Below are 23,044 nucleotides of genomic sequence, written 5' to 3' on the forward strand. Positions count from 1 at the left end.
TTTATATTGCTTTTATGCGCTGTTTGGGGGTGCTGGAAGGTTGATATAATTTGCCTATAGAGCCACTCAGGAGTACTTGAGTAGGAAGAATTACAGGGGGAGCAATCATGAGAACTTTAAAACGAACTTGGCCATTCCACGTAATGCTGCTGCCAGCCATCATCTTTCTGATTATTTTCAGTTATGTGCCTATGGGCGGAATCGTTATGGCATTCCAAGACTACAAACCATGGATGGGCATCAGCGGCTCGGATTGGGTCGGGCTTGATAACTTTAGATATTTATTTGAACGTGATGATAGTTTGCAGGTTATCTGGAATACCCTGATCATCGCAGTACTCAAGCTGATTTTTAATTTGTTTGTCCCGTTTGTGTTCGCCATTCTGTTGAATGAAGTTCGCAAGATGGCCATTCAGCGTACGATCCAGACGTTGGTATATCTGCCTCACTTCTTGTCCTGGGTTATCCTGGGCGGGATTCTGCTTGATCTGTTGTCAACGGGAGGACTTGTGAACCGAGTGCTTGGCACATTTGGCCTTGGACCATACTTCTTCCTTGGAGATAACAGCTTGTTCCGACCAACGATCATTGTGACGGATGTGTGGAAGGAATTCGGGTATAACATGATTGTTTTCCTGGCTGCCCTCGCCGGCATTAACCCGGCGCTGTATGAAGCGGCAGAGATCGACGGAGCAAACCGCTGGAAGCAAACGCTTCACATTACGATTCCGTCGCTTGTACCGATGTTGATGGTCGTTGGAACGTTGGCTTTGGGTAACGTACTCAATGCTGGATTCGATCAGATTTTCAACTTGTACAATCCGCTTGTATATCAATCAGGAGACATCATCGATACATTCGTATATCGCTCGGCGTTGGAAAATGGAGAGATGGGCTTTGCAACCGCGATCGGATTGTTCAAGTCGGTCATTAGTATGGTTCTGATCCTCGTATCCTACAGCCTAGCTAAGAAATACGCCGGATACCGCATATTCTAATCGAATGAACAGAGAAGGAAGGGACTACGATGTATCATAAATCACCATCATATCGCATTTTCAATGTCATCAATATCAGTTTTCTTATTCTGATTGCTATCATGTGTATTGTGCCAATGATTCACGTACTGGCTGTATCGTTCAGTAACAAGGCTGCAGCAGATGCAAATCTGGTCAGTCTCTGGCCGGTAGGGTTCTCCCTCGAAGCCTATAAAAAAACAATGAATAATCCGATCTTCCTGAACTCACTCTGGATTTCACTACTCCGTACCGTCATTGGTACAGGCATTACACTCCTGATAACCTTCCTGGCGGCATATCCGCTGTCCAAGGAAAATAGTGAGTTCAAAGGCAGAACGGTATACTCCTGGATTTTTGTATTCAGCATGATTTTCAACGGCGGTTTGGTACCGTTCTACATGGTTATTCAAAAGATTGGTCTGATGGATTCCTTCTGGGTGCTGGTACTTCCGGGTGCAGTTAATACGTTCCTGGTCATCCTGATGCTTAACTTCTTCCGCGGCATTCCGAAAGAACTGGAAGAGGCGGCACTGATCGACGGAGCAAATCATTTCAGAACCTTGTTCAGCATCTTCCTGCCGATCTCCATGCCTTCCATTGCAACGATTGCACTGTTCAGCATGGTGTTTCACTGGAATTCCTGGTTTGACGGTCTCTTGTACATGAACAATGCGAAAGATTATCCTTTGGCAACCTTCATGCAGACGGTCATTATCAAACGTGATATGAGTACGATGGCGATGAATCCGCAGGAAATGGCAACGATCTCGCAAACAACGGTACGTGCAGCTCAAATTTTTATCGGAAGTGCGCCGATTCTTATTGTTTACCCGTTCCTTCAACGTTTCTTTGTAAAAGGTATGACACTGGGCTCAGTAAAAGGCTGAGCCCCAATCCCTAATCACTGGAGGCTGATATTTTGAATTCATCAACCAATCAACCATTTGTTCTCGGCATGGATGTGTCATTTATGGACGAGATCGAACAGCATGGGGGAACATATCGTGATGTGGATGGCAAAGAGGAAGATTTGCTGACCATTCTCAAACTGAATGATGTGAGTGCGATTCGTCTTCGCATCTGGAATGATCCTGTCGGCGGATACTGTAATCTGGAGCGCACGGTAGAAGTAGCGAAACGAATCAAGGCACAGGGATTACAATTTCTGCTCGATTTTCATTATTCTGACCGCTGGGCCGATCCCGCGAATCAGTGGAAACCGAAAGCATGGGAGAACTTGTCCTATGAACAGCTTAAACTGGCTGTATGCACATATACGGCGGATGTGCTCCGCACATTGAAAGAACACGACGCCTTGCCGGATATGGTTCAGGTTGGTAATGAAATTACGCCAGGCATGTTATGGGATGATGGACGTGTCGGTGGTGAAGAACATGATACAGACGAACAGTGGCAACGTTTTGCGGGGCTTGTGAAGTATGGCATTGCAGCGGTTAAATCCGTTGATCCTTCCATTCAAATCATGATTCATATTGACCGCGGTGGAGACAATGCCGAGAGCCGTAAATTCTATGATCGTTTTGAGGCGTTAGGTGTAGAATTTGACGTCATCGGTCTGTCTTATTACCCTTGGTGGCATGGAACACTGGACGCCTTGCGTGACAATTTGAATGATCTGGCCACACGCTACGGCAAACCAATCAACGTGGTTGAAACGGCATACCCATGGACGCTGGAACAGCCAGAAGGCATCGAATGGATCATGAATCAGGAAGACATGCTGCTTCCAGGTTATCCTGCAACGGTAGAAGGACAAACGCGATATCTGAAGGATATGTTACAGATTATTCGTGAAGTTCCCGGTGGTCTGGGTCATGGATTCTATTATTGGGAGCCTGCGTGGATTCCGAGCAAAGAGGAATGGTCTGTAGGGCACCCGAACAACTGGGGTAATCTGACGATGTTTGATTTTAAAGGTCGCAAGCTTGAATCATTTAAGGCGTTAACTGCGGCGCAAGAACTCAATGTTACGACATTTGTTTAAGAGGCATGCATAAAGTAAATTATCGTAATTCAACAGCAAGGGAGTTTTCATAAATGACGTACAAATTTCCACCCGTAAGTTCCAAAGCCCCGCACATGCTACATGGTGCTGACTATAATCCGGAGCAATGGCTTCGTTATCCAGAGGTACTTGAAGAGGACATTCGTTTGATGAAACTGGCGAAGTGTAATGTGATGTCCATCGGTATTTTCTCCTGGGTATCCCTAGAGCCGGAAGAAGGCGTTTATACATTTGAATGGCTGGATCAGGTGCTGGATCGTTTTGCTGCAAACGGGATTTATGCGTTCCTGGCAACACCAAGCGGTGCTAGACCCGCATGGATGTCGGCGAAATATCCTGAAGTGTTGCGTGTCTCGGAGAATCGAGTTCGTAACCTGCATGGTTTCCGTCATAATCACTGTTACACCTCTCCAGTGTACCGGGAAAAAGTAACGGCGATGAACAGTAAACTTGCGGAACGCTACTCGGATCACCCGGCTGTCATCGGCTGGCATATTTCGAATGAGTTCGGTGGGGATTGTCACTGTGACTACTGTCAGGAAGCCTTCCGCGCCTGGGTTCAAAACAAGTACAAAACGTTGGATGAGTTAAATCACTCATGGTGGACAACGTTCTGGAGTCATACGGTGACGGATTGGAGTCAAGTCGAATCTCCGGCACCACACGGCGAAACTCAGGTTCATGCGATGAATCTGGACTGGCGCCGCTTCGTGACGGATCAGACAGCGGATTTCATCGTTCATGAAACGAAGCCACTCAAGGCGAAAAATCCAAATCTGCCGGTAACGACGAACCTGATGGAATTTTACGGTGGCCTGAACTATTGGAAGTTCGCGGATATTCTAGATTTTCTCTCTTGGGACAGTTATCCAACATGGCATGATGCAGAGGACGATGCGAAACAGGCGTCGCGAATTGCGATGATGCATGATATTGTACGTTCCATTAAAGGTGGTCAGCCATTCCTGCTCATGGAGAGCACACCTAGTTCTACGAACTGGCAGGATGTAAGCAAGTTGAAACGTCCGGGCATGCATCTGTTGTCCTCCTTGCAGGCGGTAGCTCATGGATCAGATAGCGTTCAGTACTTCCAGTGGAGAAAAAGCCGTGGATCCAGCGAGAAGTTACACGGTGCGGTAGTAGACCATGTAGGTACAGAACATACCCGTGTGTTTCAGGATGTGACCGATGTAGGTATAGCACTGCAAAGCATGGAGGATATTGTAGGAACGACGGTTCCTGCTGAAGTCGCGATAATCTTTGATTGGGAAAACCGTTGGGCCGTGAATGATTCCCAAGGTCCACGCAACATCGGGGTGAAATACGAGCAGACAGTAGAAGCTCACTACGAAGCGTTCTGGAAAAAAGGTGTAGCGGTCGATGTCATCGATATGGAAGCGGATCTATCCAAGTACAAAGTGTTAGTAGCGCCAATGCTTTATCTCGTTCGTGAAGGAGTAGGCGAACGGATTGAAAAGTTTGTAGAACAGGGCGGTACATTTGTCGCAACATACTGGTCTGGCATTGTGAACGAGAATGATCTGTGTTTCCTTGGTGGATTCCCTGGTCCGCTTCGTAAAACGCTTGGCATCTGGTCAGAAGAGATCGATGGATTGCATGATCGTGAACTCAATGGAATTATTCCAGCGCAAGGCAATGAACTTGGCCTTACTACAGAGTATGATGCAATCGAGCTCTGTGACCTCATTCACCTGGAAGGTGCAAAATCTCTTGCGGTGTATCGTTCGGATTTCTACGCAGGACGTCCGGCTTTGACAGTGAACGAGCTTGGTTCAGGGAAAGCTTATTATATGGCGGCACGGATGAAAGCACCGTTCTATGATGATTTTTACGGCAAGCTGATTGCAGATCTGGATCTGGAGCGTGGACTGAAATTGGACTTGCCTGCAGGGACTACTGCACATGTACGTACCGACGGTGATTCCGATTATGTGTTCGTTCAGAACTACACCGAGCACGAGAAACAGGTTCAGTTGGACAGTCCGTCGTATACCGATGTACTTAGTGGAGAAGCGGTTGAAGCAAGTCTGGACTTACAGCCTTACGACATTCGGGTATTGCGCAGAGCGGCGAATCGCAAGTAAGTAAGTTTAACGGGAGATATGAATAGGGCATTGGAGTTTATCGGAAGCATGAGCCTTAGGTATGCATTGGGATAAACGAACGAATGTTACACATAGAGAGACATTAAAATGGATTGTCTTGGGCCTTCAAACAGGTGCCAAGACAATCCATTTTATTTTGTCTCTTGTGGGACTTGAGGGCTTTTTTTGGACAAGATAAAGGATAATCGTGTCCACGTAGCGAAGACAAACACGTAACTTGTCAACTTAAGACTTTCATTGTCTGGGAGGAATTGAAATGAATCAGAGAAATCTGGACGGCAACAGCATTATTATACGGCTGGAAATGACAACGAAAGATATCAAGTTTGGTGAGGTGGCCTCGGCCATCTCGGAAGCTGGAGGAGACATTATTGCCATCGACGTCATTTCGACCAATCAGGATGTCAGTGTGCGCGACTTGACCGTCGCGGTCACCGATTCACAGGATAACAGCAAAATTATAGAAGCAGTACGCCAGCTTAAAGGCGTGTCCATCGTTAACGTATCGGATCGTACATTCCTGCTGCATCTGGGCGGCAAAATTGAAGTTACACCAAAGACACCCATTCACAACCGGGAAGATCTTTCCCGTGTGTACACACCGGACGTGGCTCGGGTATGTTCCGCTATATCAGAGGAGCCAGGGAAAGCTTTTTCATTAACGATTAAACGTAATACTGTTGCAGTTGTTTCAGATGGCAGCGCAGTGCTTGGACTCGGCAATATTGGTCCTCGTGCAGCCATGCCGGTGATGGAAGGTAAGGCGATGCTGTTTAAACAATTTGCAGGTGTGGATGCGTTCCCGATCTGCCTGGATACACAGGATACCGAAGAGATCATTCGCACCGTGAAAGCGATATCACCTGCTTTTGGCGGCATTAATCTGGAGGATATTTCTTCCCCGCGTTGTTTTGAGATCGAACGCCGGTTGAATGAAGAGCTCGATATTCCGGTATTTCATGATGATCAGCATGGTACAGCGGTTGTACTGTATGCAGGTCTGATCAATGCGCTTAAACTGGTTGGCAAGTCGATCGAGAATGTGAAAATTGTCGTGTGCGGCATTGGGGCAGCGGGTGTAGCTTGCAGCAATATCCTATTATCTGCAGGTGCGAAGCGACTAATCGGTGTGGATCGTGATGGTGCAATCGTACGCACGAATTCGTATGAGAATGAGGTATGGACCGAATATGCGGCACGTACTAATCCTGATCTGGAGAAAGGTTCCCTGCGTGAAGTCATTCGAGATGCCGATGTATTCATTGGTTTATCGCGTGGCAATCTGTTAACGCGTGAGGATGTACAGACGATGGCAGACAATCCCATTGTATTTGCGATGGCGAACCCTGTACCTGAGATCATGCCTGCTCTGGTTGAAGATATTGTTGCGGTCATGGCAACTGGACGCTCGGATTATCCGAACCAGATTAATAACGTGCTTTGTTTCCCAGGCATGTTCAGAGCTGTTCTCGATTGCCGGGCAACGGAAATTAACGAAGAGATGAAGCTGGCTGCTGCTCAGGCGATTGCTTCTTCCATCTCGGATGAAGAGCGTACACGTTATTACATTATTCCGAGTGTATTTAACGATAAAGTGGTTAAATCGATGCGCAGTCGTGTCATTGAAGCGGCAATCAAAACGGGAGTGGCAAGACGTGTGCCACGGGAGCAGGCGCGTGAAGGTGGAGAATCCTGATGACTTCCGATTTACCTAATATGACTTCGGATTTACCTAATGCATCTGAGCAATCGCATCATCCGGTGAAGGAATCCATTTTGTGCGAGGCCCGTGCTTTTGTGCAGGAAGATGCTTCCCGGCATGCCGATGGACACGACTGGACTCATATTGAGCGCGTCACCAGACTTGCAGCCAGATTGGCTCATGACGAAGGCGCTGACCCGTTTATCTGTGAACTGGCTGCGCTACTGCATGATGTACCAGACGAGAAGCTTAATGATAGTCTGGAGGCAGGCATGGTGAAGCTGCACGCGTGGCTGGATTCGCAGCCGCTTGCTCCAGCAGCACGTGAAGCGGTGGTGAACATCATCAGCACGATCTCGTTTGCAGGCGGTCAAGGAGCTGCGCTCAGTTCTCTTGAAGCTCAGGTCGTGCAGGATGCAGACCGGCTTGATGCACTGGGTGCAATCGGCATTGCCCGTACCTTTGCATTTGCCGGCGCCCGCGGGCGAGAAATGTACGATCCTTCACTTCTGCCGAGGGAGCAGATGACCCGTGAGCAGTATCGCAATGAGCGCAGCACAACGATTAATCATTTTTACGAAAAGTTGTTCAAACTCAAAAATCTGATGAACACGTCCTATGGCAAGGAACTGGCGCAGCAACGTCATGAGTATATGGTGCAGTTTGTGGAACAGTTCAAGCAGGAATGGGAAGGTACAGATGATTAAAAGTGAGCAACAGCTGGTAGTCGGCTGGTCTGCTAATGTAAGGAATAATGTTATTTTGAAGCATGCCATCTCTAATCAGAGACGGTGTGCTTTTTATATTTTTCAAATTGCAGATGTGGGTTATATTACGTTTCGAGTGGTTTGTTCGTATGGACAATGAATGTAACCCTTTAATGGGAGAACAACAATATGGGCTACTGGAAGCGCACTATGAAAGCGGAAAATATAATGTTATTGTCACACTTCAGGACTTTAGAAAAGGAAACAGGATAAGTATATACGGACTAGTTGCAACTCCTTCAAATCCTGACGTCAGTAAACATTACTTATTAGAGGGTGGTAACCAATATAGAGTAGCTATCGCAACTTTGGCTAGTGGTTGGGGATACCTTTTTAATTACATACCTTAACAATCTTCATCATTATAAACACCAGAATATCGTTCTAGTAACAGCTCTTCTTCTATTTGCAACGAAAATAAGTTTCAGACAGAAACTGTTATGTTTTTTATGCAGAGAAAGAAACAAGCTGACCAATCATCAGGTCAGCTTGTTTGAATTCAGGAAATTTGTTCGTTTAATTGGGAAAAAAAATCTATTTTCTGAAGCAACACCTATGATTTTTTATCTTTCATAGCCTTGTATAAATCAATGCCTAAAATTAGTGCCAATATAAATGTGGAAAATAACAAGGGTTTTATATAGCCAGAACCAAAAATGAAAAAACTAGCGAAGTAGTTAACTATAAAAACCATAACGTATCTCCACACCATATAGTACACCTCTTCTGTTGAAATTAGAACCAAGGAACCAATGAAGTTCCACGTCTCGTGTCTACATCATATGCTCCACCAGTATTGTTCGAATTTTTGGTAATACGTGTTTGTTTCCGAATTTCATAATCACCGTATACTGTACCATTGGAATCAACAAATCCTGGTCCCATTGTACGATAATGGTAAGTAATAAAAGTATACAAGTCTTCCGTATTATTATTAATAAAATAGTAGGCCGCGTAGCCACCTGCAGCAACAGCCACAAGTTCTTTCCATGGTGTAGCTATGTTTTTGGCATAGGCTGTAAAAGCGGCTACAAAAGCTGTCTTTGTAGCTCCTGAAAACTTTTTACTGCCTGCAAAATTATAGTTTTTTAGAGACTGCCATGCACTGGGATAAGTGGCCATTGCACTTTGAAGATTTACATCAGTTCTAAATGATGCAATAAGAAGTTGATTTACTCTATTTCTATTGGTCTCAGATTTATCAGATATAATAATTGTACCATCTGAAACTGCGTAGTCAATGTTATTGGACTCCAATATACCTGTAATTCTCTCATCAATCATAGGGATAATGGGTTCTTTTGTTTCGGATTGTGCAGAAATAACAGGAGCAACGACAGATACTATTAAGATTAAAGACAAAAATATCAAAGTGATTTTTTTCATTCTTTACCTCCAGTAGATCAGTATTCTGTTTTCTTAATGATAAAATAATAATAAACCTCACAAAACTTCTAAGATATTCCTCCTCTCGATTTAATGAATTAACTATATTTGGATATTGCTATGATTACAATATAAGCTCATATTAAATAGAAAATTTGGTTCTTATGATCCATAAAATGATAAAGAATCCTAAATTTCTGTTTTGTTTTGTGGATCTTTTTGTTGAGAAATGTCGTTTGTAATCATCTTTTTAATGTAACTTGTCAGTACTGAACGAAAGTGAAAGAAGTATTCAGATAATAAGTGCTTTTGGGAATTCCCCTGATTCACTGTCCTTATTGGCCCCACGTATAGAGACCTACATATCCGAAGCTTTTTTGTGGAGGCAGGAAATTCAGGGGGAAATGGGTTAAAGCTTTACAATCGCAAATCAGTTAGTAGGTCCAAAAAGGGTAAGATGAAGGAAGAAACACAATGAACGCTAGTAAATCGGTAGAACTAATCGGGGGATCACCAAAGATTGGGACGATGGTGCGTAGCCTATTCGATCGCCTCAGTTCTGGTCCTAATGATGCGGCATCAGCTTCGTATGCTTCACAAGGGGGAACGTGAGATAAACTCGATGGATTGGCTTATCTGAACGAGATTCGAGCGTAGGTCCGTTAGAGCTGGATGAGAGATTGACGCAACCTTCGTAGGCGCAAGCGGTATTCATTAGAGCGACGCTCTAAGCTCGATCCGAATGTGATGGCTGGGATAGACTGGAGGAAGAAAAACAATGGCCGTGAAGCCGGGAACATTCGGGCAAATGCAATTGCGCCGGGCGGTGTTAACACAAATATCCAGACAACAATTACCGCGCTACATCCACTGGAAATTGCAGATATTTTCGATGTAGGACCAGGCAAGCTTGCCGAACCGGAGGAAATTGCACGAGTGGCCTTGTTCCTTGGTTCGAATGATTCCACCTTTGTTAACGGGGATGTTATTAAAGCGGACGGCGGCTGGACGGCTCGTTAAACAAGTGTCTGTTCGTCGGAAGTTAACATTGACTGAATAAACAAGAATAAGCTCCATCCTTTTGCATGTTTTGGGTTAAATTATGCTCAGAACACCTGCACAAGGATAAAGTTTTTTTGTGTTTCGAATACGTTCACTGAACTGGGAATAGCAAAGCCTAAGCTCCCATGGTACAATAAATCGTTCTCCTGAACTCATTCGGGCAAAATAAGAAATATGGGGTAATAATGAACATGATCATCATCAAATGTAAACGAGCAGGTCAAGGAAAAGGAGGGAGATGCCATGTCATTTGGAGCACGTGTACTTAAGACAGGTATAGCGGTCACGCTGGCTTTATATCTGAGCAGTCTGTTTCTGAATCCGCAATCTCCCGTGCCTGCCGCCATCGCAGCGATATTTGCCATGCAGCCTTCCATCTATCGTTCGTGGAAATATTTCCTCGATCAGTTGCAGACGACCACACTGGGTGCAATTGTAGCCTTACTGGGTGGTATGGTGCTGTCCAACGAGCCTATTGCCGTGGGCTTAATTATTGTGCTGGTTATTATGATCTGTCTTAAATTAAATATGGGTGAAACTGTGGGGCTGACACTTGTCACGGTGGTATCGATTATGGAAGCTTCAGGAGATTGGCACTTTGCGCTGAATCGCTTCTTGCTAACCCTTGTGGGCATTATATCAGCTTTCCTGATTAATATCTCGGTGTTTCCTCCTAAACCGAAGGTACAGTTTGTGAAGCAGATTCAGAGTGTGTTTAATGGCATGTCACTGCTGCTTCGTACATCAATCTCTGATGAGATTAAAGAGGTTGTTTTCCGGGAAGAAAAAAGCAATCTGGGCGGTTCGATCAAGTCTTTATCTGACAAGTATCATCTGTTTGAAGAAGAGCAGAAGAAGATGAAACGTGCCAAATTCAGCAAGACCCGTCAGATGGTCGTATATAAACAAATGCTGTTAAGTTTGCAAAAAGGATACGATGTACTGGACTCCGTAGAACGTCACTACTTTCAGGCACAGCGAACACCGGAAATGGATCTGTTTTTTGATACCCATCTTGAACGGGTGATTAAATTTCATGAGCATGCCTTGCTCAAATTTGAAGACAAACTCAAACCAAATGGTGAAGAGGCTGCACAGTTTGTAACCGAGAATGATCATTTTATGGAACAAGCCATTACGCAGTTTGATGTCGATCAAGACGGCATGTTAAGGTTATCGATTGTGGCCGCAGCGATATACGATTACGGATATCAGCTGGAACGGTTGAATCGGTTGGCAGACCATGTGCACACTTCAAGTGAAGATAAAGAGTCACATGACCACATGCTGAACTGGCTGAAATGGCCCTAGATGGCAAAATAAGATACAATATAGGTAATATAAAGCCCGGACAGTAACGTCCGGGTTGTTTGGTCTATCGGTGAATGCAAGTGACGTGAATCGATGAGAATCGATAGGAATGAATGGGAACGATGATAACCATTATGAATGAACTGAGGGGTAGAAATGGAGATCAAGCAGTTGGATGCAGAACTCATGGAATGGTTAAGCGGAAGCGATTTGGAGAACAAGCAGCATGAAGCGATGCAGTTGCTAACCGTAACTGACGGACAGTGGCCTCATCTGGCGATGATCAGCATGGGAGAAGTTATCGCAATAAGTCCTAGTTGCCTTCGGTTGGCGCTCTGGCAAGGGACACAAACGAGTATGAATATGATGGAAACGGGTAAGGCTACGTTAATTGCGGTGCATGGACAGCGGATATTGCATGTTCGGCTTGAAGTCCGTTTACTTCCTGAACTCGTGGACACGATTCACCCGCGAGATCGGTATGAGTGTAACATCCTTCATATACGGATCGATCAGGCGCCATATGCAGAAATCACGTCAGGCATTACGTTTCAATTAAAAGATCAAACGGGTGCATTGGCACGCTGGACTTCAACTATTGAGGACTTGAGAATGTAGAGGGAAATGCGCATGTTGTGGTTAATACTGTGTGACGAGGTATAAGTACCAGATCATTTAACCACACGACAAGAACACACAAGTGAAAATAACAAATAACGTCTCCGCTTGCATCGGGACGTTGTCGCTGGTACAATATAAAATGGTTTTCAGAAAATTAGAATTAATTAACATAAAATTAAAATGTTTACTTTCTAATAATTATACCATTGCCTTTTCGGGCTTGTCAAATGGATATTCGAAGACACAATCCGGGGAAAGAGAGGCGCATAACATATGAGTAATGAGCAACAGTGGAACCAGGAACAGGAGCGGGTGAACACCGTGACTGATCAGATTGAGCGCAAAATCGCTACACTGGAGGAAGAGGTCGGCTCCTTCCGGGACGAAGTGGTCGGGATGCGTAAGGACTTCTGGGATGAGGTGACGATGAACTTTAGTGAAGCCGATGATGTCGGGGAGACGTCAACGAGTATGCGGCAACAATCGCAGGTTTTGTCCGATCGTGAACGAAGTCATCTGAATACAGCTGCGGCTTTGGATAAAATGAAACGACTGCATCATTCACCTTATTTCGGACGAATTGATTTCAAGGAGGATGGATACCCGGACTCGGAACGTATCTATCTGGGCATTGCATCCCTACTGGATGAGAAGGAGGAGTCCTTCCTGATCTACGACTGGCGTGCACCGATCTCCAACCTGTACTACGATGGTGCACCTGGACCGATCTCTTACCGTACCCCAAGCGGTGAGATTAGTGGAGAGATCGAGATGAAACGTCAATTCGTCATTCGGGATGGGCGTATCCGGTTCATGTTTGATACAGGGGTAACGATCGGAGATCAGCTGCTTCAGGCTGTGCTCAGCCGAACATCTGATGCACAGATGAAGAGTATTGTGGCAACGATTCAGAAGGAACAAAACCGAATTATTCGTAATGATCGGACACGCATGTTGATTGTTCAGGGCGCAGCAGGAAGCGGCAAAACCTCTGCCGCTCTCCAGCGAGTCGCGTATCTTCTCTATAAATACCGCGAGCATCTTCAAGCGGATCAGATGGTTCTTTTTTCGCCAAACCCGATGTTTAACAGTTATGTATCTACGGTACTTCCAGAGCTTGGGGAAGAGAATATGTTGCAGACGACGTTTCAGGAGTATCTGGAACGCCGTTTAGGGCGGGAATATCAGCTTGAAGACCCATTTATTCAGCTGGAATATGTGCTCACAGGAACGGAGGAACCTGGTTACGATGCACGAATGTCCGGTATACGGTTCAAGTCCTCTGCATCATTCCTGAAGGTGATCACACGTTATAAGGAGAGCATGTTAACCGGAGGCATGAAATTCAAGCCGGTTCGTTTTCAGGGCAAGGCGATTGTGGATGCGGAAGCGATGTCAGCGAAATTTTACAGCTTCGGTTCATCTGTCAAGCTAGTTAGCCGGCTGGAACTGTTGCGGGATTGGTTGCTTAAGGAGCTCTCGACGTTTGGTAAAGGGGAACTGAACGCACCGTGGGTTGATCAGCAGCTTGATCTGATGGAACCGGAAGATTTGCAGCGAGCTTACCAACGCTTGAAACGCAAACAAAAGGGGAAATCCCATACGTTTGATGATTTTCAGCAGGAAAGAGAAATTCTGGCGAGAATGGTGGTCAGTGACAGGTTGAAGCCTTTGCGCAAATGGATCAAATCACTGCGTTTTGTGGATATCCGTCAGTTGTATGCAAACTTGTTCGAGGATCAGGCACAGATGGTTCGTCTGCTTGACAGAGAGCCTTTGCCTGCCCACTGGGAAGAAATCTCGACCATGACGCTGCGCAGATTAAAGGTACAGGAGCTGGCTTACGAGGACATTACGCCGTACCTGTATTTGCGCGAACTGCTGCTAGGATTCCATATTAATTCGAACATCCGCCATGTCATTATTGATGAAGCGCAGGATTACTCTGCCTTCCAGCTCTCTTTTATGAAGAGACTATTTCCACACGCGAAAATTACGGCTCTTGGTGACTTTAATCAGGCTATTTATGCCCATTCATCCGTACTCAGCGGCACTGGACCATTAAGTGACTTATACGGGCCAGAGAACACGGAGGTTATTGTGCTGACACGCAGTTACCGCTCTACGATGGAGATTGTGGAATTTACGCGGGGCATGGTTCCTGGTGGGGAGGAGATCATTCCGTTTAACCGAAATGGAGAGAAACCTAAAGTCATCGTGACCTCTGATCCAAAGCAGCATGTGGAGCAAATTACGGCAGATCTTCATCATCTGATACAGGAGGGTTATGAATCCGTAGCTGTCATCTGCAAGACGGCGGAAGAAAGCCAGGAAGTTCACGCCCTACTCAGTAAAAAGCTGGATAAGGCTCCCAAGCTGATCAAAAAAACAACACTGGCTTTTGAACAAGGCGTTCATGTAATCCCGGCTTATTTGGCGAAAGGTGTGGAGTTTGACGCGGTCTTAATCTATAATGGCTCCGCTGATGCCTATTCCCGTGAACAGGAACGCAAGCTGTTCTATACCGCCTGTACCCGGGCGATGCATTTGCTACATGTATATTCTTTAGGGAAACCAAGTCCATTTATCACCTCACAATCAGAAGAGTGGTACGAGATGAAAGATATCCCTGCTACTCGTGTAGAGTAAAAAGAGGACGAATCCGAGCAGTATGTTGCTGTGAATTCTTTTGTGTAAGGTGAGGTCAGCCAGACATGTTCTGGTTGACCCTTTTTTGTGTATGCTATGAAGAGAAACTTGCTAACAATAGTGACATGCGCAGACATATCTTAGTTGTTATTGATAAATAAGGTGAATCTCCTTGTGCATGTATTCAATAGATGTAATTTTTCTTTACACATGAAGCGCAGACTCATATAATCGTAACAATCTATTTTTTGGAGCGTTGCATGATGATGGGGGAAAAATTCATTGTATGAGTAATCCATACTCTAATTTTGGGAGCAGGCAACGGAACAGGGAATCTAATGAAGGAGGCAGGTAACATTGAAAAAAACAGGATTTGAGCGGCCGCTGATGGCCGATTGCGTACCGGATCTGGTCGCTACAGCCCGAGGAGATATGAAGGCAAGTTTGGTGATTCGAGGCGGCACTTTGGTGAATGTGATCTCGGGGGAAATTCTGCCGGACATGTCTGTCGCTGTGCAAGGTGCACGAATTGCGTATGTGGGCAGAGATGTAAGCCATACGATCGGAGAGCATACCCGCATTATTGAGGCAAATGGAAAGTATATTGCTCCGGGACTGTTAGACGGTCATTGTCATATTGAGAGCACACAGATGAAAGTATCCGAGTTCGCAAGAGCAGTACTGCCTTCGGGAACGACTGGCGGCTTCTTTGATCCACATGAAATTTCCAATGTGCTTGGGCTTAAAGGATTGCGGCTTATGCTCGATGAAGCACGTACCACACCAATGGCGGCTTATATGCAAGTAGCATCATGTGTACCTTCCACTCACCCAGGGCTGGAGACTACAGGAGCTTATATTGGGCCGGAAGAGGTAGCAGAGGCACTATCATGGGGACCGGACATGATCGGCCTGGGTGAAGTGATGAACTTCCCGGGAGTGGTGTATGGGGATGAAACGATGATCGGGGAGATTCAGGCGACTCTGCGCGCCGGCAAAGTGGCAGATGGACATTTCACTTGGGCCTCGGATGACTGGCGTCTGCCTGCTTATGCGGCGAGCGGTGTGACAGGAGATCATGAGTGTGTTACGAAAGAAGATGTGGTGGAGCGCTTGCGGCTTGGGATGTATGCGAAGATGCGCCAGGGTTCTGCATGGCATGATGTTGCCGAGACGATTAAAGCATGTACGGAGCTTGGACTCGATACCCGGCGAATGATGCTGGTGACCGATGATCGCAGCTCGGAATCATTGCTGAAAGAGGGCCACATGGACTTTGTCGTTCGACTGGCCATTTCCCAAGGGGTGAAGCCTGTAACAGCATTCCAGATGGCTACGATTAATACGGCAGAACGTTTTGGTGTGGCGCGTGATATCGGAGCGGTGATTCCGGGTAACATTGCCGATATTATTTTGTTAGACGGACGCCTTGCGGATGTACGTGTAGGCACAACGATTGCTGCCGGGCAAGTCGTAGCAGAGAACGGTAAAATGACCGCCGTGTGGGACACGTTCACTTATCCAGAGGAAGCGCTAAACACAGTGAAGCTGGAAGCGAATATTCAGCCACAGGATCTGGAACTGTCTGCACCCATTGTGGATGGGACGATAGGCGCACGCATTATCCATGTGACGGAGAATCATGTGGAAACGAAGGAGAAGCATGTACAAGTGAATGTGCAAGCTGGCAAGGTGGTTCTGCCTGCCGCAGGTGAGGTATGCAAAATCGCTGTGCTGGAACGCCATAAACAAACGGGAAATCGCGCAGTGGCACTGGTCGGCGGGATCGGATTCAATTCGCCAGCCGCCATAGCCATGACGGTAGCCCACGATAGTCATAATCTGCTGATCATCGGGAACGATGATACACTTATGGCAGAGGCCGGCAATCGTGTCATCCGTATGCAGGGCGGTGTAGCTGTTGTAACACATGCAGGTGTAACGGAATTTCCTCTTCGGATCGCCGGGCTGATGTCGGTAGAACCCTTCGAAGTGGTAGCGGAACAATCAGCAGCCGTCAGCGAAGCACTGCAATCGGCAGGATGTACGTTGAACAATGCGTTTATGACCTTATCGCTGCTGGCGCTGGTCGTTATTCCTGAACTGCGCTTGTCTGACATCGGGCTGGTGCGCATCTCTGCAGACGGAATTGAACGGGTCTCTCTGTTTGATGAACCAAATGCGGATTAAGCAGGTGAATTACAGAATGAAAGAATATAGATGAATGAATATCAAATGATCATTGCAAGCCACGCCGCCTTCGGGCGGTTTTTTGTTTTGGAAAAGAAAACGCTTCCTAGGTCTACAGAATCGAAGTGTTAAAAGAAAATATAGACTGAAGTCGTAACTTGGATTTTGATTTTTACATATAATATTAAATTTTGTGACTTTTGGACTATATATTCAGAACTATGAATTCCCGAAATAAGTTATATGATTCTTTCGTCGTGAGTCTTAAAGGTGATGTTGCGTATAAAAGCAGTTTGAATTCATCGTACTTCCATAATAGTGCAAAAATTGATTCATAAACGACATCCTTTCACCCGGATTTATACGTAAGAGCTGCCATAACTTCAAGGGAGTGTACAAATATGAAAACCAAAAAAGAACTTCGTTTTATTCTGCTGATGAGTTGTCTAGTACTGTGTTTAAGTACAGCCTGTTCTACACGAGTGGATGCGGTAGGTTCGGTAGAACCGGTGGACAGTTATGCCACAATACATGGGAAGCTGGATCGGCCCGTGCGGGGGACGTGGGTATGGGATACGACTCAAATCCGAAATAATGCGCAGGGTATTTTAAGTTTTGCTAAGGATAACAACATTAATACGATCTATCTGCAGATGAACCGGGATATTAAAATTCCTGAATATAAGAACTTTATCCGGCTTGCACGGGCTCAAAATATCGCTGTGGATATCATGGACGGACGTTCCGCTTGGGGACTATCCGAGAGTCGGGAAAAGATTGCTTCCTTTATGGACTGGATTGAAGCTTATCAAGCACAGGCACTGGCTAATGAGAAATTTGCAGGCATTCATCTGGACATTGAACCTCATGTGCATCCCCAGTGGAAGATCAATCAAGCCAGCGTCATTACGCAGTGGCAGGGGAATGTGAATTATATTGTAGACCGTGCATCACGTATGAAGATGCCTGTGGCCGCTGATCTGCCGTTTTGGCTGGACAATTACAAAATTCCGGGTTCAACGATGGCGGTAAGCAGCTGGATGATCCGCAAATTTGATTCCATTACGATTATGGCTTATCGGGATACAGCTGCCGCCATCTACAATGTGGCAAAAGACGAACTTATCGATGCGGCTTCTGTAGGTAAGAAAATATCGATTGCGGTGGAAACGAAGCAAAGCAAGGAAGGTGACTTTATTACCTTTTATGAAGAGGGAGACGCCTACATGGAGGAACAGTTGAAGCTGGTAGAGAAAATGGCGAGTGCTCACACTTCCTTTAATGGTTTTTCTGTACATGAGTATTCTTCCTGGAAGACGTTAAGAAAGTAGAGCAAGAAATGGCAAGCTTGTCTTGAGAGAATAGAAATTAGAAAGAAAGAATACTTAAAGAGAGCCATCAAAGAATAGGCTTAACGTAATAAAAAGGTGCTTGCAGCGTACTTTCTGTAGGTACCTTTTATTGATCTTTTTATGAAGCATCGGCATCATTCGATCCAAGAGATTTCTTGGTGTTAACGCTATCGTTCCGATTGTGATTTTCCTACATTAAACGATCTGAGTCTCTGTGAACGCAGCAGGCGCAAGTGTCACGTTTTTGGAAAACATTTTACGATACTGGGACGGGGTTGTGTTCTTATGCTTCTTAAAGGTGGTAATGAAATAACTCAGATGTTCGAATCCAACATCCATAGCGATATCCACAATCTTATGATCCGTATTCTCAAGCTGTGCGCAGGCCTGCTGCACCCGATAATAATTGATGTAATCGACAGGGCTCTTCTGCACCAACTGTTTGAAAAAACGACAGAAATGTCCCTCGCTCATATTGGCTTCACCCGCCAGGTCTCTCAGCTTCAGCGGTTCAGGATAACGCTTGTGAATGTAACTGAGCACTGATTTTAGACGCTCCATCTTATCCGCTGTTCCCCCGTTAACTGCACCTTTGGGCGGAAGTACCTTTCGCTGTTCAAACATGCGAGCAAGCATGAGATAAAGATAGGCTTTTGTAGATATCTCACAAGTCTCTGTTCCGCTCGCGTGATCTGAGAAGATGCGCTTGAGGTAGGCCAGAACCTCTGAACCCCAGGCTTCATCAGCCGTGATGTGATAGGGGAGCTGTATACTTTTTCGCAAAATAGGTCCAATAAACTTCTCCTGCACCGCATCAAACGTATGACTACCGAGCAGATCCGAATGAAACACAATGGAAGAAAATATACAAGGCTCATCGCCTATCAGATATCCTGCATGAATCTCACCTCGATGAATAAAAACAGCCTCGCCCGCCTTAACCTCAACTCGGTTCATGTCAATTTGAAACACAGCAGCTCCTTGCGTCACCATCGTAAACTCCATCTCATCGTGCCAATGGCAATCCAGAATGCTGTCCCCATTTAATTGTTGAATGTCTGGGTACACACTAACCGGGTACATAGCGTTGCCGTGAATCCGATCTTCCCGTAAATGTTCCCGTTCCATCATGGAACCTCCCTATGCATATAAATAGATGTAATCGTTTGCAATTTATTTTAGAAACTCACCCTAATCACGTTCAAAATATCAAAATAATGATATAAACGATCAAAATACAAGAAGAAATTCGTCATTGATATCAATATCATTATAGTATAACCGAAGGAGGTAATCCAAGATGAAATTTACCGATGGCTACTGGCAGATCCGTGACGGATATCATGTTCAAAATCCGGCGGATATTCGAGATATTGTACAAAAGGGTGATTCCTTTACTGTATATGCAGCAACCAAACGCATTGAGCGCAAAGGCGATACACTGAACGGAACGCTGCTCAAAGCAACCTACAGCTCCCCAATGCCTGATGTTATTCGTGTGCAATTGAACCACCATAAGGGCAAAGTTAATCCAGGTCCCGAGTTTGCACTGAACACGCTGAATACCGATGTGCAAATTACCCGGGATGAGAACGGTGCAGAGCTGAAAAGCGGAAATCTTCGTGTAACCGTGAACAAAACAAAAGGCTGGGATATCGGCTTCCATTATAATGAAAAACGCCTGACTGGCAGCGGCTGGAGAGGTCCGGCGTACATTGAGTCAGCATCAGAAGGTACGTTCTTCCGGGAACAACTGGAGCTGGGCGTGGGCGAGTATGTCTATGGCCTTGGTGAACGCTTCACTCCGTTTGTGAAAAATGGTCAGGTCGTGGATATCTGGAATGAGGATGGCGGTACAAGCAGTGAGCAGGCCTACAAGAACATACCGTTTTATCTGTCGAACAAAGGGTACGGCGTATTCGTCAACCATCCTGAGAAGGTATCCTACGAAATCGCTTCCGAGAATGTATCGAAAGTGCAGTTCAGTGTGCAGGGTGAGACGCTCGAGTACTTCATTATCGGCGGTGCTAATCCGAAGGAGGTGCTGGATAACTACACCAAGCTCACAGGTAAACCGGCTCTTCCACCAGCATGGACATTTGGTCTGTGGCTGACGACTTCGTTTACTACAGATTATGATGAAGCGACCGTTAATCATTTTGTTGATGGCATGGCTGAGCGTGATCTGCCGCTTTCCGTGTTCCACTTTGACTGCTTCTGGATGAAAGAATATCAATGGTGTGACTTTGAATGGGACAAAGATATGTTCCCTGATCCGGAAGGTATGTTGAGACGGTTGAAGGATAAGGGACTCAAAATCTGTGCCTGGATCAACCCGTATATTGCCGAGAAATCCATTTTGTTCGATGAAGGCATGGAAAAAGGATATCTTGTCAAGACAGCCGATGGAAATGTATGGCAGTGGGATAAATGGCAAGCGGGCATGGGCCTTGTAGATTTCACCAACCCTGAGGCGACTGCATGGTACAAAGGCAAGCTGAAAGGTTTGATCGACCAAGGCGTGGACTGCTTCAAGACGGATTTCGGCGAAAGAATACCGACCGATGTTGTGTATTATGACGGTTCCGATCCGGTGAAAATGCACAACTACTACACCTTCCTGTACAACAAAGCGGTATTTGATGTGCTTGAAGAAAACCTGGGTAAAAACGAAGCGGCTCTTTTTGCTCGTTCGGCAACCGTGGGTGGTCAACAATTCCCTGTACACTGGGGTGGCGATTGCTCGTCCAACTATTCGTCCATGGCAGAATCACTGCGCGGCGGATTGTCGCTCGGTCTTTCCGGGTTTGGCTTCTGGAGCCATGACATCAGCGGATTCGAAGCGACAGCCGAGCCGGATGTATATAAACGCTGGGTACAGTTCGGGTTACTTTCTTCACACAGCCGTCTGCATGGAAACGAATCGTATCGTGTGCCGTGGTTGTTCGATGAAGAGGCAGTCGATGTTGTGCGTGACTTTACGAAGCTGAAGCTCAGTCTGATGCCGTATCTGTTTAATTCTGCGGTAGAGTCCTCTGTACAGGGGTTGCCTATGATGCGGGCGATGGTGCTGGAGTATCCCGACGATCCGACATGTGCGACACTTGACTTACAGTACATGTTTGGGGATTCTATCCTGGTTGCGCCAATCTTCAATAAAGAAGGTGACGTTCGTTATTACCTGCCAGAAGGAACATGGACCAATTATCTGACAGGGGAAAAAGTTCAAGGTGAGCGCTGGATCAGTGAAAATCATGACTTCAAAACACTGCCAATGATGATCAAACCGAACAGTCTGATTGCGGTAGGTGCTGTGAATAACAAGCCGGATTATGATTTTGCGGACAACGTATCTTTGCATTTGTTTGAACTTGCCGACGGACAGACTACACAAGCGGTTGTTGTAAATCAAAGTGCTGAGCGTAAGTTGCAAGTGACCGTCACACGCAGCGGTTCGAAGCTGGAAGTTCGTGCCGAAGGTGCAGGCAAGCCATGGCAAATCGTGCTTCGGGGCATTGATTCCGTATCCAGCGTGGATGGCGGATCACAAGAAGCTGGCGAGCAAGGCATTATCGTAACGGCATCAGCAGGTGCAAGCAAGCTTACAATCGAGCTGTAACATGTTAGAATAGACCATAAAGGGACGGTGCCTGGAGGCGCCGTCTGTTTGTTTATATATAAGGGATTAGAATATTGGATAGTACTTTCGAGGAGAGAACGGAAAGAGGGGAACGATGTGGCACACCAACCAAATCAACACCCAGATAAACAACAGCATCCAAATCAACACCAAGATCAAAAACTAAATTCGGGCTTACATAGCCCAATATCAGCGAAAGTGTTGCATGCTCTGGTGCATCGACATTTTGGAGATCACGTTGTCGTAAAACAGTTTGGACTGCTGCAAGGTGGTCTGTTTAATACGACGTATCGCATCCAACTGGAACATACGGCGATTACGGACGTCATTTTGCGCCTTGCACCGGAGGGTGTACAACCACTGCAACTGACAAACGAAAATGGTGGGGTGACAACCGAGTGTGATCCGTTATTTTCGTTTGAACGCAAAATGATGGCCGCGGAACCAACGATCTATGAGTATTACCGCAAAGCAGGCATTCCCGCACCCGAAGTGTTGGCTTGTGATGACAGCGCTCAGGATGTTAGGCGAACTTATATGTTTATGGCATTTATCCCAAGCGTGCAACTCGATCATGCGTCTATCGAAGAGAAGGACAAAACTCATTTGTATACCCAATTAGGCATGTACACAGCCGCAATGCATCGGATCGAAGGGGCATCATTCGGTTGGCCTCAGGCGGATGGTGCGATTCGCGGATCGGAACACTGGTCTGAGGTGTTGTTGGCAATAGCTGATGAAACAAGTAAAAAGGCGGCTCAAATAGGGTTTATGCCTGGCGTAGGGGAAAAGATTATGGCAATTTTCAAGCAAAATAAAGCTCTTTTTGATCAAATCAAGCAACCTGTGCTTGTCCATAATGATTTATGGGCAGCGAATGTGCTTGTGCACGGTGAACAAGGGGAAATGAGTATTGCTGCAGTTATTGATGGAGACCGCTCTATGTTCGCTGATCGGGAATATGAGGCCATCCTCAACACGGATTCTGTTGCGTTTCACGCAGGTTACGGTCGTCCCCTAGAATCATCACCAGCAGGGCATGCGCGCCGGCTAGCGTATCGTATATTGTCGTCTTATTTTAACGCCTACGTTCATCAGCATCAGGTAGACCAACCGGAAGATGGACGGATATTTGAGGAGCGTACGCTGGATTTGTTGGAAAAGTGGAAGATCGGACAATCCTGCTAACGAAA

The 23,044-nt window shown here is 46.0% G+C and carries 18 protein-coding genes; 16 read left to right on the top strand and 2 right to left on the bottom strand.

Annotation, left to right across the window (positions count from 1 at the left end):
• Positions 1 to 107: 107 nt before the first annotated feature.
• From EC604_RS11825 to EC604_RS11855, 7 genes are all read left to right on the top strand, one after another.
• Positions 108 to 998, top strand: coding sequence for an ABC transporter permease (locus EC604_RS11825; protein WP_123064365.1), 891 nt, complete (start codon positions 108 to 110; stop codon positions 996 to 998).
• 29 nt (positions 999 to 1,027) lie between these two features.
• Positions 1,028 to 1,906: a carbohydrate ABC transporter permease gene (locus EC604_RS11830; RefSeq protein WP_090924410.1), complete on the top strand. Its 879-nt coding sequence runs from the start codon at positions 1,028 to 1,030 to the stop codon at positions 1,904 to 1,906.
• 32 nt (positions 1,907 to 1,938) lie between these two features.
• Entirely contained in the window at positions 1,939 to 3,024 is a 1,086-nt protein-coding gene (locus EC604_RS11835; protein ID WP_123064366.1) for a glycoside hydrolase family 53 protein, read from the top strand.
• A 53-nt stretch (positions 3,025 to 3,077) separates the two neighbouring features.
• Complete coding sequence (locus tag EC604_RS11840) at positions 3,078 to 5,150, top strand: beta-galactosidase (RefSeq protein WP_123064367.1); 2,073 nt, start codon at positions 3,078 to 3,080, stop codon at positions 5,148 to 5,150.
• Positions 5,151 to 5,427: 277 nt separating this feature from the next.
• Positions 5,428 to 6,867, top strand: coding sequence for an NAD-dependent malic enzyme (locus EC604_RS11845; RefSeq protein ID WP_123064368.1), 1,440 nt, complete (start codon positions 5,428 to 5,430; stop codon positions 6,865 to 6,867).
• Positions 6,867 to 7,580, top strand: a complete 714-nt coding sequence (locus EC604_RS11850) for an HD domain-containing protein (protein ID WP_123064369.1) — start codon at positions 6,867 to 6,869, stop codon at positions 7,578 to 7,580. Before EC604_RS11845 ends, EC604_RS11850 begins: the two co-directional genes overlap by 1 nt.
• A gap of 113 nt (positions 7,581 to 7,693) precedes the next feature.
• A complete protein-coding gene (locus EC604_RS11855; protein ID WP_151458071.1) occupies positions 7,694 to 7,990 on the top strand; it encodes a hypothetical protein in 297 nt (98 codons plus the stop codon).
• A 385-nt stretch (positions 7,991 to 8,375) separates the two neighbouring features.
• On the opposite strand, the gene EC604_RS11860 is transcribed toward EC604_RS11855, so the two are convergent.
• Positions 8,376 to 9,026 (bottom strand): hypothetical protein, encoded by a 651-nt coding sequence (locus EC604_RS11860; RefSeq protein WP_123064371.1) that lies wholly within the window; start codon positions 9,024 to 9,026, stop codon positions 8,376 to 8,378.
• Positions 9,027 to 9,500: 474 nt separating this feature from the next.
• Between EC604_RS11860 and EC604_RS29900 the strand changes: the two genes are divergently transcribed.
• The 7 genes from EC604_RS29900 to EC604_RS11890 all read left to right on the top strand — a co-directional run bounded on the left by EC604_RS29900 (position 9,501) and on the right by EC604_RS11890 (position 18,190).
• A complete protein-coding gene (locus EC604_RS29900) occupies positions 9,501 to 9,638 on the top strand; it encodes a hypothetical protein (protein WP_161556918.1) in 138 nt (45 codons plus the stop codon).
• A gap of 135 nt (positions 9,639 to 9,773) precedes the next feature.
• On the top strand, positions 9,774 to 10,046 hold the full coding sequence (locus tag EC604_RS11865) for an SDR family oxidoreductase (protein ID WP_123064372.1): 273 nt from the start codon (positions 9,774 to 9,776) through the stop codon (positions 10,044 to 10,046).
• Positions 10,047 to 10,331: 285 nt separating this feature from the next.
• Positions 10,332 to 11,399, top strand: a complete 1,068-nt coding sequence (locus EC604_RS11870; RefSeq protein WP_123064373.1) for an FUSC family protein — start codon at positions 10,332 to 10,334, stop codon at positions 11,397 to 11,399.
• A 186-nt stretch (positions 11,400 to 11,585) separates the two neighbouring features.
• Positions 11,586 to 12,017 carry a pyridoxamine 5'-phosphate oxidase family protein gene (locus tag EC604_RS11875; RefSeq protein WP_240036825.1) on the top strand — a complete coding sequence of 144 codons (432 nt, stop codon included), beginning with the start codon at positions 11,586 to 11,588 and terminating at the stop codon, positions 12,015 to 12,017.
• 276 nt (positions 12,018 to 12,293) lie between these two features.
• Positions 12,294 to 14,669 carry an RNA polymerase recycling motor HelD gene (helD, locus tag EC604_RS11880; RefSeq protein ID WP_123064375.1) on the top strand — a complete coding sequence of 792 codons (2,376 nt, stop codon included), beginning with the start codon at positions 12,294 to 12,296 and terminating at the stop codon, positions 14,667 to 14,669.
• Between the two features lie 387 nt (positions 14,670 to 15,056).
• The gene (locus tag EC604_RS11885; RefSeq protein WP_123064520.1) at positions 15,057 to 16,859 is read left to right on the top strand and encodes an adenine deaminase; all 1,803 of its coding nucleotides are present in this window, start codon (positions 15,057 to 15,059) and stop codon (positions 16,857 to 16,859) included.
• Between the two features lie 401 nt (positions 16,860 to 17,260).
• The gene (locus EC604_RS11890) at positions 17,261 to 18,190 is read left to right on the top strand and encodes a hypothetical protein (RefSeq protein ID WP_123064376.1); all 930 of its coding nucleotides are present in this window, start codon (positions 17,261 to 17,263) and stop codon (positions 18,188 to 18,190) included.
• A gap of 216 nt (positions 18,191 to 18,406) precedes the next feature.
• Here EC604_RS11890 and EC604_RS11895 read toward each other — a convergent pair whose 3' ends face one another.
• Complete coding sequence (locus EC604_RS11895) at positions 18,407 to 19,339, bottom strand: helix-turn-helix domain-containing protein (protein WP_123064377.1); 933 nt, start codon at positions 19,337 to 19,339, stop codon at positions 18,407 to 18,409.
• A gap of 172 nt (positions 19,340 to 19,511) precedes the next feature.
• Here EC604_RS11895 and yicI point away from each other — a divergent pair, with 172 nt between their 5' ends.
• On the top strand, positions 19,512 to 21,830 hold the full coding sequence (yicI, locus tag EC604_RS11900; protein WP_123064378.1) for an alpha-xylosidase: 2,319 nt from the start codon (positions 19,512 to 19,514) through the stop codon (positions 21,828 to 21,830).
• Between the two features lie 117 nt (positions 21,831 to 21,947).
• Positions 21,948 to 23,039, top strand: coding sequence for a phosphotransferase family protein (locus EC604_RS11905; RefSeq protein WP_161556919.1), 1,092 nt, complete (start codon positions 21,948 to 21,950; stop codon positions 23,037 to 23,039).
• Positions 23,040 to 23,044 lie beyond the last annotated feature (5 nt).

It is taken from the genome of Paenibacillus amylolyticus (assembly GCF_003719335.1).
Classification (GTDB): Bacteria; Bacillota; Bacilli; order Paenibacillales; family Paenibacillaceae; genus Paenibacillus; species Paenibacillus amylolyticus_D.

Bases quoted from the DNA above. Each gene is read 5' to 3' on its own strand.
- EC604_RS11855 (WP_151458071.1), top strand. From the start codon at position 7,694: ATGTGGGTTATATTACGTTTCGAGTGGTTTGTTCGTATGGACAATGAA.
- helD (WP_123064375.1), top strand. From the start codon at position 12,294: ATGAGTAATGAGCAACAGTGGAACCAGGAACAGGAGCGGGTGAACACC.
- EC604_RS11845 (WP_123064368.1), top strand. From the start codon at position 5,428: ATGAATCAGAGAAATCTGGACGGCAACAGCATTATTATACGGCTGGAA.
- EC604_RS11875 (WP_240036825.1), top strand. From the start codon at position 11,586: ATGGAATGGTTAAGCGGAAGCGATTTGGAGAACAAGCAGCATGAAGCG.
- EC604_RS11850 (WP_123064369.1), top strand. From the start codon at position 6,867: ATGACTTCCGATTTACCTAATATGACTTCGGATTTACCTAATGCATCT.
- yicI (WP_123064378.1), top strand. From the start codon at position 19,512: ATGAAATTTACCGATGGCTACTGGCAGATCCGTGACGGATATCATGTT.
- EC604_RS11870 (WP_123064373.1), top strand. From the start codon at position 10,332: ATGTCATTTGGAGCACGTGTACTTAAGACAGGTATAGCGGTCACGCTG.
- EC604_RS11840 (WP_123064367.1), top strand. From the start codon at position 3,078: ATGACGTACAAATTTCCACCCGTAAGTTCCAAAGCCCCGCACATGCTA.
- EC604_RS11865 (WP_123064372.1), top strand. From the start codon at position 9,774: ATGGCTGGGATAGACTGGAGGAAGAAAAACAATGGCCGTGAAGCCGGG.
- EC604_RS29900 (WP_161556918.1), top strand. From the start codon at position 9,501: ATGAACGCTAGTAAATCGGTAGAACTAATCGGGGGATCACCAAAGATT.
- EC604_RS11890 (WP_123064376.1), top strand. From the start codon at position 17,261: ATGAAAACCAAAAAAGAACTTCGTTTTATTCTGCTGATGAGTTGTCTA.
- EC604_RS11895 (WP_123064377.1), bottom strand. From the start codon at position 19,339: ATGGAACGGGAACATTTACGGGAAGATCGGATTCACGGCAACGCTATG.
- EC604_RS11830 (WP_090924410.1), top strand. From the start codon at position 1,028: ATGTATCATAAATCACCATCATATCGCATTTTCAATGTCATCAATATC.
- EC604_RS11885 (WP_123064520.1), top strand. From the start codon at position 15,057: ATGGCCGATTGCGTACCGGATCTGGTCGCTACAGCCCGAGGAGATATG.
- EC604_RS11860 (WP_123064371.1), bottom strand. From the start codon at position 9,026: ATGAAAAAAATCACTTTGATATTTTTGTCTTTAATCTTAATAGTATCT.
- EC604_RS11825 (WP_123064365.1), top strand. From the start codon at position 108: ATGAGAACTTTAAAACGAACTTGGCCATTCCACGTAATGCTGCTGCCA.